Annotated in this window: 8 protein-coding genes; all 8 read right to left on the bottom strand. The window is 68.9% G+C overall.

Annotated features, from left to right (window positions below):
• Positions 1–197: 197 nt before the first annotated feature.
• Complete coding sequence (locus AC069T_RS35525) at positions 198–848, bottom strand: GntR family transcriptional regulator (protein WP_478786662.1); 651 nt, start codon at positions 846–848, stop codon at positions 198–200.
• A 732-nt stretch (positions 849–1580) separates the two neighbouring features.
• Positions 1581–1934 (bottom strand): hypothetical protein, encoded by a 354-nt coding sequence (locus AC069T_RS35530; RefSeq protein WP_478786663.1) that lies wholly within the window; start codon positions 1932–1934, stop codon positions 1581–1583.
• On the bottom strand, positions 1900–3183 hold the full coding sequence (locus AC069T_RS35535) for a hypothetical protein (RefSeq protein WP_478786664.1): 1284 nt from the start codon (positions 3181–3183) through the stop codon (positions 1900–1902). The genes AC069T_RS35530 and AC069T_RS35535 overlap by 35 nt, the downstream gene beginning before the upstream one ends.
• 98 nt (positions 3184–3281) lie before the next feature.
• Complete coding sequence (locus AC069T_RS35540) at positions 3282–6923, bottom strand: hypothetical protein (protein WP_478786665.1); 3642 nt, start codon at positions 6921–6923, stop codon at positions 3282–3284.
• A complete protein-coding gene (locus AC069T_RS35545; protein WP_478786666.1) occupies positions 6923–9151 on the bottom strand; it encodes a hypothetical protein in 2229 nt (742 codons plus the stop codon). The genes AC069T_RS35540 and AC069T_RS35545 overlap by 1 nt, the downstream gene beginning before the upstream one ends.
• Before the next feature lie 6 nt (positions 9152–9157).
• Positions 9158–12436: a DUF6603 domain-containing protein gene (locus AC069T_RS35550; protein WP_478786667.1), complete on the bottom strand. Its 3279-nt coding sequence runs from the start codon at positions 12434–12436 to the stop codon at positions 9158–9160.
• A 221-nt stretch (positions 12437–12657) separates the two neighbouring features.
• A complete protein-coding gene (locus AC069T_RS35555; RefSeq protein ID WP_478786668.1) occupies positions 12658–12996 on the bottom strand; it encodes a hypothetical protein in 339 nt (112 codons plus the stop codon).
• A 147-nt stretch (positions 12997–13143) separates the two neighbouring features.
• Positions 13144–13434, bottom strand: a complete 291-nt coding sequence (locus AC069T_RS35560; RefSeq protein WP_478786669.1) for a hypothetical protein — start codon at positions 13432–13434, stop codon at positions 13144–13146.
• Between the last annotated feature and the right edge of the window lie 122 nt (positions 13435–13556).

Below are 13556 nucleotides of genomic sequence, written 5' to 3' on the forward strand. Positions count from 1 at the left end.
CAACCCACCAGCCCCAACGCCTCGGGGGTCCCATCCCTCCCCCCCCCCCCCCTCCCCCCCCCCCCCCCCCCCCCCCCTCCCCCCCCCCCCCCCCCCCCCCCCCCCCCCCGGCGCCGAGCGGACGGCCGTGGGCGCCGTTCCGTGCGTCATGGCTCAATCTCCTTGCTGGACAGGCCGGTCGGCCCACCCCGGCGGTGTCACTCGCGCAAGGCGTCGATCACACCGGAGAGGTGGGCGCGGACGGCCTCTTCAGCCGCCTGCGGATCCCGGGCCCTGATCGCGTCGATCATGGCCAGGTGTTCGCTCAGGGACTTCTGCGGACGCCCCGGTCGCAGCGCGAGCTGGAAACGGTGGCGCACCAGTTGGGCGTTGAGCCGCTCCAGCAGCCCCACGGCCACCTGCTGGCCGGAGAACTCCCGAATCCGGGCGTGCAGTTCGTGGTTCAGGTCGGAGTAGGTCACCGGCTCGCCGTCGGCGACGGCCTTCGTCATCGCCGCGCCGAGGTCGGTGAGTTGGGCGAGCTGGTCCTCGTCGGCCGCGACGGCCGCCTTGGCCGCGCACAGCCCTTCGAGAGCCATCCGGCACTCGGTGATGGCCACCGCTTCGTCGACCGTCACCACCCGTACCCGCGAACCCCGGTTGCGGATCCGTTCGACCAGTCCCTCCGACTCCAGCTCGATCAGCGCCGCCCGGACGCTGGCCCGCGTCACACCGAACTGCTCGGCGAGTTCGTTCTCCACCAGCCGCTGGGCCGGTGCCATCTCGCCGCGCAGAATCGCCTGCCTCAGCCGCACCAACGCGTGCTGCCTGGCCTGCTCTCCGGTGCCTGGACGGGCTTGTTCCGGCATGTGCCCTCCCTGAGTGAGTGCCTGTCGAACGTAAATCTAGTCCAACAAGATTGTCAACAATTTTGTTGGCCAGATGTCGCCGCGCTTCCGCGTTCGGTCGCTTCTCTCACTGGCCGCTGGCATGCGTCAGCGGTTCATGGTCGACTCGCGTCGACCACTCGCCGCTCGGCGGGTAGTTTTGCGCGGAAACTGTGAACACCTGCTTCCTGGACGCCGCCGTCGCCCAGCGGACGCACCGGCCGCACTGGCGTCGATCAGCGCGACCGGCTGCACTAGGCGGGACACGTACGCGCGGCTGTGGTCTCAGCGCGGGGCGACCCTGCGGTCCACCACCCAGTCACAGGTCACTCAGGCCCGACACAGGGCCGGCTGAGCCGCCCGGATCCGCGCCCCGGAACTGGTCGGTACGCGAGGGGGCGGGTGCAGGCGTATAGGGGGCGCACGTTCCCGGCCGGTATGGCCTCTTTCCTGGCCCGGTCAGGCAGTTCCGTGCCGTACGGAGTTGCCCCAGGCGCAGAACATGTACTGCTGTGCTTCGCGGAATGCGCCCGGCGTGGCGACGCTCACCGAGGACGGCAGGTCGGTGGGGCCCGTTACGTCGTGTTCGTCCGCCCCATGGCTGCATGTTGTTGACGTCGCAGCTGGTGATCCGGACTTCGTTGTTGCGGGTTTTGCGGAACGGCCAGATCCGTCCCCTGTATTCCACTGCAGACACGGTCTCAGTTTTCCGGACTACAGCTTGCCCTGGAGCTTGCCGGTGGCGGGATCGAGGACTTGTGCGCCGAGCGCGTCCGGAACCTCCTGGTCGTTCCAAATCACGATCCGTTGGGACCCGTGGCGGCTGATAGCCGGGGTCCCCACCCCCCGCACCAGTTGGTTTGCTGGACCGCGGATACCGACGGGCTGAGACCAGTTCTCGCCGTTGTAGGTGGTCAGGGTGATGACGTCGGCGGCGTCCCGGTAGACGGAGTACAGCTTGTCGTTGAAGACGGTCAGAACTGATGGTGACCGGGGCCAATGCGTGAGCTGCGCCGCCCCCCCGGCGGCCGGGTCAGAGTTCCGGGTCTGGGGTGACGGTCCGCTCATCCTGCGCGAGGTCTTCCGGCTCCTGCATTCCCTCCGGCTCCTCACTAAACGAGCTGGCAGAGGAGATATGCTGTGCCCTCCAGTTGGCATTTCTGTAGAGGGTCCTAAAAGTGCTGACCGCCACAGTCTCGCCGCCATAGTCGTAATCTTCCGTAAGGTACCTGCTCGACAAGCCCACGAAGCGGAGCGTGTCGCCCGCCCGGAGCACCCGATTCCCTCCGGCATTGATATTGCCGTTGGCGGTGAGATTGTCGGTGATGGTGACGTTGTTGCCGGGCAAGACGTTGACGTGGCTGTTGATTTTGAGCGGTTCGCCGTACGGGCCGCGGAGGTCGGCGATCCGGACGACCTTCCCGGCCCCGACAGCGGTGACAGAGCCGTTGGCAGTCACGTCGCCGTTGAAGGTGCTCGCCCCGGTGACGTTCAGGACCGCGTCGACCTTCAGGCCCGCGTTCTGGCTGACCCGCAGCGGGTTGCTGCCCGCGCCGCGCACCGATCCGGCGACCGTCAGGTCCTTGGCGGTGTTGCTGAGGCTGACGCTGTCGGCGAATGTGGCCGGGCCCTGGACGGTGAGGTTCCTGACGACGAGGTCAGGAATGCGTACGGTGACCGCCGTGGTGAGGGTGTGGGTGAGGGTGACGCCGCCGGTTGTGACCTCGGCGCGGAGCATGAAGCCGGTGACGGTGGTCAGGCCGCGCGGGGTGGGCCAGACACGTTCCTTGTCGAGGAGTACTCCGGCGGGGGTGTCGCCCCAGTGCATCGTGTACTTCGCGTCCGAGCCCTCCCAGCGGAGCACGGCGACCTCACCGTTCTCCACCATGATCTTCTCGGGCGCGAAATTCCGGAACACGAACCCGGCCGGGAACTTGTCCACCTCGACCGCGGCGTCCTTGTTGGTGAAGCTCCCGTTCGTCCTTGACGAACTCTCGACGATCGCGATGGAGACCTGACCCGCCGTGCGGTTGACTGCGATGTTGGACAGGGTGAGGGTGACGATCTGCCCGGTGAACTGCACCGCGCGGGCCGGGGTGAAGGTGATGACCGCGAAGCCGCCGGAGACGGCGGGGGCGGAGGGCGTCCAGCCGGTGCTGGCGCCGGTCTTGATGTCGGCGCCTTCGGTGGTGAGGTGCTCGGCCCCCGCGCCGACCGGCACCCGGACGGTGATTTTGTTGCACCAGGCCGACGTGGTGATGCCACCGCCGACATTGATGTTGACGGAGCCGTATTCGGTTTCCTCGGCGGAGCTCACCCGCAACGGCTTGGGGTCGGTCGACGGTTCGTACGGCAGCAGGTTGGTGGCGTTCACCATGACAACGCTCATGCAACAGCCCTTCTGTTAACGGAGGTTCAGGACGTCTCGGTCGCGTCGAGCAGCAGGTATCCATACCGGGCCTCCGCCTGCGGATCCCCGAAGTGCACCGCGGAATCAGCCGGCACGATCGGCAGCTCCACCCACTCGGTCTCCGACCCGCGCGGCTCGGCCCAACTCCACGCTCCGTGCCACGACGCGGGCTGCGGCAGCACCACACCTGCCTCCGTCGGCTCCTCTCCCGCCCGCGCCCGCCGGGCTTCCTCGGCCTTGTCGACCCGCTCGGCCGCCAGCAGCGGGCCGAGCCGGAAAGACGCCCGGATCCGCCGCATCGCCTCGGACACCAGGTCGTCGGGCAGCTGGACCTTGGTCACCGGGAGGATGTCCGTGGTGGCATGCACCGCCGCGTACGGATCCATCAGCAGCGTCAGGTGGTGCTTCACCGGCTGGTCCGGGGTGCGCGCGGGCACGGCCAGGCCGTGGCCTTTGTCGATCGGGGTCAGATAGCCCCCGCCGCCCTGCGGCATGACCGCGTGGAAGAGCTCGTACGAAGTCTCCTGGTCGGGCCCGGTCGCCCCGGCGAAGTATCCGACGAGGCCGTCGCCGAGCCGCTTCTCGTTGCCGAGCCGGACCGGCCAGCGGTAGCCGTCGTACTCCTCCTCCGACTCGCCCAGCACCTGGTCCCAGCTCGGGTTGCTCAGCAGCGGCCCTTCGAGCTCGACGCCCAGATCGGCGCGCACCAGTGCGAGCGGGCGGCCGATGAGCCGCAGCGGAGAGCCGTCCTCCTGGGCCGCGTCGTCGAGGATGGTGTCGAGGGTCTGGTCGATGGTGTCGAGCAGACCGGTGAGTGCGGCGGCGGGTTTGTCCTTCAGGGTGCGGACGAACCGGGCCAGGTGCGGCATGGCGTCCTCGAACTCCTGGGCGTCGACGTCGGGATGGGGCGAGCCGGGGAGCGGTAGCCACACGCTGTCGTCCGCGCCGTCGATGTCCTTGACGACGCGGAGTTCGCCGAGACAGACGCCGTCGGGACCGTGGACGACGAGGGTCTGGTCGAGATGGTTGAGCAGCAGCCAGCCGGCCAGGGGGTTTTCCGTCGTGGCCGCGCGGGCCATCGGCGAGAGCCGCTGTCCGTCCACGGCGCGTACGGTCTCCAGCCGGACGCGGGCGCCCTGGAGGAGACGCGGACCGAGCTGGACGAAGCGGGCCGTGCCGATGAGGTCCTCGTGCAGGACACTGTCAGGGGCAACGCTCTCCGCGAGGGTGAGGGAGACCTGTTCGTAGTTGCCGCTGTTGACGATGTCGTAGGTGCGTCCGAAGCGGTCGACGATGCGCAGGTCGTGAAAGGCGAACTGGCCGGCGCGGACCGGCTGGAACGGTGTTCCGGGGTCGTCGGCGGGCGGTTCGAGCGGGCCGCCTTCCGGGACGCTCTGGATGTCGCCGACGAGCCTGGCGACGGCCTCGGGGACGTGCACGGTGGTCCTGGCGGTGCCGTCCTGCTGGACGAGCCAGTCGTGGAAGCCGTCGAGGCGCTGGGAGAGCATTCCGGGGTCGCCGAGTTCCTCGCGCAGGGCGAGCAGGCCTTCGGTGGGAGCGCCGGAGTAGGTGTCGAGGTAGCGGTCGATCTGCTTCTGCAGGACGAACGGCGCGCTCGGGGTGAGGAACGCCCGGTTCTTGAAGGTGAGCCAGCGCAAGTTCGCTTCGCCGCCGCCGGGCTGGGCTCCCCGGCCGGACCATTCGTAGCGGCTGCCGTTGAAGGTCCAGTAGGTGGTGTCGCCGGCCTGGAAGGGCGTGGGGCAGTACTTCAGTTCGTATTCGAGGTGCATGGGCAGCCAGGGCTGCCGCCACGGCGCGGTGTGCTCGGGGACGGGTCCGGCGACGGCGGTAGGGTCCTTGAGAGCCGCGTCGAGAGCGCCGGGGACCCGGGCCACCTGGTCCAGGAGGGCGAACTCGGCGAGCAGCGGGGTGCAGGCGTCGGGGAGTCCGGCCAGTCCCGGGCTGGGCAGGGTGGTGGGCCGGTCGTAGGTCGTGCCGCCGACGGTGATCCGGGTGATCAGGGCCTCGGGGAGGCGGCAGGGCAGCGGGGTGTCCCGGGTGAGGGGTTCCTTGGCGCCGGTGTCCTTGATGAGCACGACCGGGTCCGCGGGGCGGTAGTAGGACTCGCGGGCGGTGCGCTCCAGCTGGTAGCGCGGGTCGAGTCCGCGCTCCGTCGCGTACTTCCCGATATCGGCCGCGAGTTCTTCCGGGGTGCCGCCGGTGGGCAGTTGCCTCAACAGCACGAACTGTTCGTCGAGCAACGCCTTGGTCCGCCCGGCCAGACTCGTCGCATCGCTCTCGTTGAGCTGGACATCAGCTACGGCGTCGAACCCTGCGGGGTGCTCAGGGGTGAACGGGGGAACCGGCTTGTTGCGCAGCCACCAGATGTTCCACAGGCGCTGCTGAGAGCGGCGGAGCCTGGGTGTGAGGTCGTCGTACTGCCGTTGGACATCGTTGAGTTCGGTCAGCCACCCGGGTTCCGGCGGCGGGGGCGGCAGCTCGTCGTCGCCTTCGACGGGGCGCGCGGTCACCTTCCACACATGGCCGCCGTCGGAGCCGGAGAACCAGGAGTGATGGGTGAGGGTGTCGAGGTCCTCTTCGCCGTCGGCGGTGTCGAGTGTTTCGAGGGTGCCGTGGAAGAGGGAGCGTACGAGGTCCCCGGTGCGCGCGGACCGGGTCTGGCGGGCGGCCAGCCGGCCGAGGGCTTCGGCACTGCTGCTGCCCAGCGTGAGGATCTTGCTGAGCTCGATGTTGCTCGGTTTGTCGGACTCATAGGTGGCGCCTTCGCGCTGCCAGTCGACTCCCAGCGCCGAGCCGCTGTAGAGGGTGCGGTCCAGGGCGTCGGCGGCGGTGCCTTCGGGGGTGTCCCAGCCGAGAGCTTCGAGGAGGTCGGCCGTCCCGCTCGCGTCCGGCGGGAGCAGGCCGGGCACCGACGCGGCGCGGTTGAGGTAGTCGAGTGCGTCGTCGCTGTACCAGCCGACGACGAAGTAGCTCAGCGTCGCGTCGGGCGGGTAGTTGTCCAGGCCGCCCTTGAGGTCTTCGAGGGTGTCGTGGATGGAGAACACGTCTTTGTTGTACGGCTGGTAGGCCGCGAAGCCGGGCAGTCCGGGCCCGGCCGCGGTCAGGTGCGGCTTCTGGGCGGGCGGTTCGGTCCACGGCGCCTGGGTGAGGTCGTGGCGGCGGCCGAGGAAGGTCAGTTCCAGCGGAGCGCCCTCCGGCGAATCGGGGTTCGGGTGCTTGTTGGTGCCGTAGATGTCGTTGCCGTCGGCGTCCTGGACCGGGCGGCTCTCCAGGTAGTCGCTCTGCACGATCCACCCGACGGCCTTGCGGTCCGCCGCTGCCGCTGTGGTGCTGTAGCGCACGACCAGCCAGCGGTTGGGGACGAAGGGGAAGGTCGTCTCCCCCGTCGCCTGGTCGTAGTGCCCGTTGGCCAGCGCCTCGGGCAACTGCCACTGGACGTAGACGCCTTCGCTGTCCGGGCCCATGGTCTCGGTGCCGACGCCGGGGGGCGGCTCCGCGCCCGAGCCCTCCTCGATCATGGCGTCGAAGTTCGGCGTCCACCGGTTGAACGTCTCGGCGGTGCGGGTCAGCCGGTTGACGACAAGGGCGTTCACCTTGACGGGGACGATCAGGTCCGTGGCGCTCATCAGGCGGTCTCCGTCCGGGCAGCGGTGCCGGTGGGGCTGAGGATTTCCTGTTCCAGCGGGGCGTTGACGAGTTCCAGGGCCAGTTGTCCGGGGTCCAGGTCGGTGAGCCCGAACTCCCGGGCCAGGGCGGGCACCAGGCCGCCGGTGCCGAACATCTGAAGCACCGCGGGTCCGGTGTCCGGGTCGGAGCGCAGGTGGAGGTCGAAGAGGCTGCCGGTGGCCGGGTAGTAGGTCTCCAGCGGGGTGCCGATCGGCGGGTCGGCGGCCAGGCTGCGCAGGCCGAGGCGGTTCCCGGCGTCGATGCCGTAGTGGATGCCCTGTCCCGGTTCGCGGATGACGACCTTGTCGGGGACGCCGTCCCAGAAGACGAGCAGGATCCTCTTGTCCGGTTTGGCGCGGCGCAGTTCGGTGAGGACGGTGCCGTCCTTGAGGTAGGCGTTGACCTGGATGTCCGGCCAGGCGGGAATGAGTTCGGAGTGGATGAGCAGCCCGCCGGCGGCCCGCTTAGCGCTGCCCGACCGGGCGGTGGCCCGGTTGAGTTCGGGGGCGAGGCGGCTGTCGACGGAGGTGTGCACGCCGACGTCGGCGGCTCCGGCGACGAGCGCGTCCAGCCAGCCCTGGTCGAGGCGGAACATCCGCAGGGATTCCAGGGGCAGCATGCGCGGGTCGGGCACGAGGTGGTGAAACGGCACGCCCTGGAGCAGGCCGAGGCGGGCCTGCCAGGCGGCGATGGCCTCGGCGTTGCGTTCCGCGGTGGTTTGCAGCAGGGAGACAGCGCGTTCTTCCGCGAGCACGGACCTTGACTGTGTACGTGTCACTCTCAGCTGCGGTGTCCTGCGTCCGGCGTCGTCCGGGAGCTGGGGGCTCTTGAGCCCGGTGCTGAGCCGCTCGCGGAAGCCTGCGGAGGCGAGTTCGCGCAGCGCGCCGAGGGCGGGCGGGGCATCCGGGTCGACCGAGGCGCGCGCCGGATCTCCGGCCAGCGCCATCAGTGTCGTCGCCCGGTTGGCGAGTTCGCGGCGGGCCCGGCCGATGGCGGTGGTGTATTCGGGGTCGGCCAGGCCGATGGTGCGACCGAGAGTCCAGGCGACGGCATAGCTGACGTCGAAGATTCCGTGCTCGGGCTCGTAGATGAGCGCGTGGTCGGAGGTGGTGTGCGGGCCGGGGCTGTGCTCGGTGGGCACGTCAAAGGCGGTGACCGGGGTGGCCGGGCCGCGGTACCAGGCGAAGGTGCGTTCACCCGAGAGGGTCAGCTGCGGGACGGCGGTGTAGCCGCGGGCAAGGCGGTCGCGGACGTAGGCGTCCTCGGGGTCGTCGGTGACCGGTGCGGTCACCGGCAGGCGCAGGGCGAGCTCTTCGGGCTTCTCGGCGCCCGGGGCGAGGAGGTTCTCCAGCAGCGCTCCGGGGTCTGCGGCGGGCCCTTCGCTGCTGGTGAAGCTCCAGCTGTGCAGCGAGCACAGGCGGACGGCCGTGGTGCCGCCGGGCAGGGTGCCGGACAGACGGCCCTCGAAGCCTTCGAGGGAGACGAGGTGGACGGCGTAGTTACCGGGTTTGTGGGGGAAGCGGTTGGCGTTGACGACCGCGTACTCCCCTTCTTCGAGGACTTCGCCGTCGGCCCGGGTCTTGTTCGCGTCCACGACCTTGCGGACGTGGGCGAGGTAGTACATCTCGTCGTCGCGCGGGGCGACCGCGTTGAAGAGGTCCGCCGGGACGTCGATGGTCTGGCACTTGCTCCGGGCCTCGGCCTCGTCGACGCCGCCGGACGGCAGGTCCGGGCCCTTGACCCCCGCCTCTGCAGGGTTGCGGAGCTCCTCGACGGTGCGCAGCACGGTGTCCCCGGACGCGGCGGGGTCGTCGGGCAGTTCGTTCTCGCCGAAGACGAGCAGGGCGAGCCAGGGCGGGCGGGCCGGGGGCTGCTCGGCGCGGGTTCCGGCGAGGTTGCGTTCCCAGGGCAGGATCGACCGGCTGAGGGTGATGTGCGGCAGGGTCCTGGTGTAGGCGCCGGTGCTCTCGCGCGGCGGGTAGTGGGCGTGGACGGACGCTTCGCTGAGCACGAAGCGGACGGCCTTGATCTCGAAGGTCTCCTCGGACGGGAGCAGCTTGTCCTGGGCGTCCAGTTCGCCGCCGGGGTCGCTGAGGGTGTTCTTGACCACGACCCGGTAGTCGCCGGGGGTGGCACGCGGGATCAGGTGGTCGAGGAAGTGGATGCGCAGATCCGGTTCAGCGGTCACGGCCGGTCACCTCGTCGCGGTGGTGGTCAGGGGCGGGGTGGTCAGGCTGCGGCCGGCGAGTGCGGCGTAGCCGGTGAGCGGACTGTCGGTATCGGCGCCGGGTCCCGAGCCGAGCCTGACCAGGGTGCTGAGAACGGCGGTGCGGCGGGCCGTGACGATGGGGGCGGCGACGGTGCTGACGATGGTCCGGACGCTCTGGTCGTCGGCCCGCGGCTCGGGCCCGGCGGGGTCGGACACGCGCAGGGGCATGCGACCGTCCGGTAGTCCTTCGTACGAAAGCGCCTGTGAGGTGACGGGCCCGGTGTCGGTGCCGTAGTCCGGCTTGGGGAGGGTGATCCTCAGTCCGGTGAGGCGGTTTTCGAGCAGCTGGTCGCCGTCGAGCGCATCACCGGGTTTGGCCAGGGGCTTGCCCCACAGGCCGGGGGCGACCGTGCCGGTGACCGGCTTGACCACCCAGTGATGGTCGGTGGGGTGGAAGGGCGTGCCGTCCTTGGTGATGGTGACCCGGTGGGCGGAGGTGACACCGGTCTTCCGCATGGGGCGGATGTCGATGGTCCCCTCGTCGGACTGCTTGATCAGCCGTTCGTTGATGTACAGGTGCGAGGCGGGGATGCCGGCTTCGGTGGTGAAGGTGAATCCGGCCGAGGAGACGAGGGTCGGTTCCTTGGCGGCCGCACGCCGGGCGATCTCACCCTGGTCGGCGTCGGCGAGCAGGCCCTCGTTGGGGATGACCCGGGCGGGCGCGGGGATCTGGGTGCGGAACTCGGGCCAGTCCACGGTGGGGGTGTTGTCGCGGGAGGAGCCGAAGCCGAAGCTGAAGGAGATGAACCAGAGTTTGACGGTGGCCCGGCCCCCGAAGGGCGGCAGCCACAGGTGGAGGTCGATGCCGACCTCGACGGAGATGCGGACCCGGACGAACCAGACCTTGATGGTGGCCGCGACGCCGATGCTGATGCCGAGCCGGACATCGAGGTAGAAGGGTTTCCACTGGACCAGCACGTCGAGGTGTGCGGTGAACCACGCGGAGAAGATGCCCTTGTCGTAGACGGCGGCCAGGCGCCCGCCGAACATGAACGCGGCGGGGGTGATCGCGGCGTAGGCCTCGGCCCGCACGGTGATGTCGCTGGCCGGGGACCACACGAACCCGAGGCGCTTGGGCCGGGGGTAGTGGGCGGGGACGTTGTAGTCGGGGTGGTAGCCGCCGAGGCTGATGGCGAAGTCCCCGGCGCGGCCTCCGCCGGTCCAGACGTAGACGGCAATGCCACCGGTGAGTTCGATCGACGGATCGAGCACATAGCTGCCGGGCAGCAGAGCCACGTCCATGGACAGGCAGTGCTCGGCGGAGTTGAAGCCGAGGCTCAGGCCGATGTTCACCTTGGCGATGGCCCGGGCGTTCGGGTTGAGGGTGCGCGGCAGGCTGACGGAGGTGCGGCCGAGCAGCATGGCCTTGACGGAGTCGCCGAATTCGATGACGGCGAGGGCTTTGGTCTCGATGAAGCCGAAGCTGGTGAACTTCACTCCGGCGGCGATCCAGTACTGGCCCTCGGTGGGGCGGATCCAGCCGGTGGGTCCGGTCAGGGCCTTGAGCGCGTCCTCGGGGGTGTACGGCGTCGGGGCCGGCAGGCCGGGCAGGGCTTGGGCCGCGTCCAGCCGTGCCACCAGAGGGAATTCGGCGATCTCGGCGCCGGTGGGGACCTTCTTGAAGGAGCTGTTGATCCCGAATCCGGCGGAGAAGCCGGTGACGGTGAAGGGAGGCGGGCCGAAGACTGAGGCGCCGCCGAGGAGGGAGATCTCACCGTAGATGAAGACTGAGTGCCAGCCTTCGATGCTGCGTGCCCACACGGCCTGGGCGCCGAGTTCGACCGCCATCGCCTGGATGAGAATCAGTCCGGCGAGTTCGAAGTCGAGGGTGGGGTCGTCGGGTGTCTTGTTGAGCAGGCCGCCCTTGAGGCCGATGAGCCCGTCGGCGGCGGTGGCTTCGATGTTCATGCCGTGCAGGAAGGGCAGCAGCGGGAAGCCGCCGCTCATGCCGACGTAGAAGCCGAGTCCGGCGACCTGCCAGGTGAGAGAACCGATCGTGACCTGGCCCTGGAGCTCGATCAGCAGGCCTTTTTTGAAGTCGTAGCGGAATACGATCGACGAGAGGTAGACCGGCCCGAACTGCTTGCCGATCACAAACTCGTATTCGAGCTTCGGCTTCTCCGGGCTCTCCGGATCCGGTCCGAACTTGGGCGGGACGGTGATCACCAGTGCCGGCGTCGGATTGCCCATGACCGCGAGGTAGACCGCCGCACTCACCTTCTTGCCCAGCGGAACCCCTGCCGCCGCGTTCACCACCGGCAACTGCTGGAGCGGGCCGAGGTTGTACTCCGTGACGACCCGGTTGATCTTGATGACGTCTTCGGCGCTGAGGTTCTCGGAGACGTACATGATCTGGAGCGCGGGCAGGGACAGCAGTCCGTTGCCGATCATGGGTCCGACCACCGGCAGCCCGGAACCGTCCCAGTCCGTGCGGACCCGGACCATGGCGACGGTGGTGGCCTTGGGTTTGCCGTCCTGGCCGGTGCGGCCGAGCGCCGTGGTCCGCAGCACCAGCAGTTCCACTGGGTTCGCACCGGTGCCGTGGTCCACCGGCGCTTCGGCGGTGACCATCAGGTTGTCCATCTTGCCCATCGGGTGCTGGTGCAGCTGGACCCGCTCCAGCCAGTCGACCAGCGGTCCGGGCAGTTCGACGCCGTACTCGCCGAGGGCTTCGAGCAGCGGGGTGATCAGCAGCGGCGGTCCGTCGAGGGGCTGGGCCGTGCCGATGGACTCCTTGCGCAGTTCGGCGCGGAACTCCAGCGGGTCGGCGACCGCCCCGCCGAGCTGGAAGCCCACCCAGGGCCCGGTGCCGGGGCACCGTCCGGCCGCGGCCGCAGCCTGTCCGGCGGCCAGCAGGACCCGCAGTGACCGGCCACCGGACAGCCCGGACAGGTCGACGCGGGCGACGGCGGTTTGGAGCAGCCAGGTCGCCGGGCTCGCCTCGAAGAGCAGCGCGTTGACCGCCGTGCCAGTGGCGAAGAACCGGGCGCTGGCTGGCATCTCCTCACCGGCCAGAGTGACTTTGCCGGTCACTGTCAGAGCGGCGCTGTCGGCAGTCGCCTCAGTGAGGGTCAGAATGCCGCTGGGCAGGTGTTCCAGGGACTCGGCCTCGCCGGTCAGCCCGAGCCGCCCGGTGTCGAGCTCGAACGTACCGGCACCCCCCGTCGGGAACAGTGCAACCAGTTCGTCGACCGTCAGCGCCATGGGTGACCCCCGCCTGTGGACACGGTTGGGTGAGGCGCTCGAGGAAATTCGGGGCCTCTGTACCGTTACGGAAAATAAAGTAGGCGAGGGCCACGGAAACATCAATACGGAACGTGCGCAGGGCACAGTCATCCGGCCATTACGTCTGGAAAACACCGACCAGGAACCCGGAAATGGGCACCTCTCACCCGTCAAAAGTGCTTTTATGTGTGGGGATTCAGCTATTTTACGGGCCACCGAAAGCGGACATCTAACCGAAGGGCAGTTCGGAGAATCGATTCGGTCAGCGCATTTGAAGACGACCGAGCCCGCCGCCCGCTCCACTTCGCCATCCGCCGTCCCGAATGAATTGCCGAATCGCGGAATTCGGCCATGTGCCCCCAGGGTGGCGTCAAAGTCAGTTGATCAGGTGGCGGGGCGGTCCAGACCGACGAGCGGATGATCCGACCGTGGGAACGCTCGGTGCCCTTGGCCGACAGGGCGTAGTCGGCGTGACGCTGTTCCAGCAGGTAGGCGACGGTGCCGCGCAGGTGGTGGGCGGGGTCGACGTTCTGGAACATCCGTCGGGTGCTGCTACAGGTCAAACTCCAGGTGCTCGATGTCCGTGAACCGGACCTCGTCCACGCTGTCAGCATTACCTTGGGTGCGAGAGAGCGACAGGCGCGTGGGAGGTAAGTAGCCCGCAGCGAAGCGTGCCTGACAGGCATTTATTGATTGTTCATTGGCTCTGCAGTATCCGCGGCGATCAGCCGGCTGTTCTCGACCATCAGCCACTGGTTGACGTTACGGAGTGCCTGCATGGCAGTCTCTGCTTGACGGCCGGTTGCGAGTGCCGCGTCTCGTTGCGCGCGCAGTTCCTCCATCTCCGAGTCCCGCGGCGAGGGGGCGTTCATGCCGTCGCGGAGGCGGGCACCCAGGTCGTTGGCGCGTAACGTGCGTAGCTCGTTCTGGATCTCGTGAAGGGTCCGTTGCAGGGCGGCGTTCTGTTCCAGCAGCATGCGGTTTTCGACTTCGAGTGCTGCCTCCTTAGACCGTGTCCTATGTGGAGCTGGGTCGTTGGGCTTGGTTATGGGGCGGGGTACGTGGAGTTGGATTGTTCCGGACGGGCTGTGGGAGATCG

Source organism: Streptomyces sp. NPDC043867 (assembly GCF_056435845.1).

Coding starts and splice junctions, on each gene's coding strand:
- AC069T_RS35540 (WP_478786665.1), bottom strand. CDS start 6,923: ATGAGCGCCACGGACCTGATCGTCCCCGTCAAGGTGAACGCCCTTGTC.
- AC069T_RS35525 (WP_478786662.1), bottom strand. CDS start 848: ATGCCGGAACAAGCCCGTCCAGGCACCGGAGAGCAGGCCAGGCAGCAC.
- AC069T_RS35560 (WP_478786669.1), bottom strand. CDS start 13,434: ATGCTGCTGGAACAGAACGCCGCCCTGCAACGGACCCTTCACGAGATC.
- AC069T_RS35555 (WP_478786668.1), bottom strand. CDS start 12,996: ATGTTCCAGAACGTCGACCCCGCCCACCACCTGCGCGGCACCGTCGCC.
- AC069T_RS35550 (WP_478786667.1), bottom strand. CDS start 12,436: ATGGCGCTGACGGTCGACGAACTGGTTGCACTGTTCCCGACGGGGGGT.
- AC069T_RS35530 (WP_478786663.1), bottom strand. CDS start 1,934: ATGAGCGGACCGTCACCCCAGACCCGGAACTCTGACCCGGCCGCCGGG.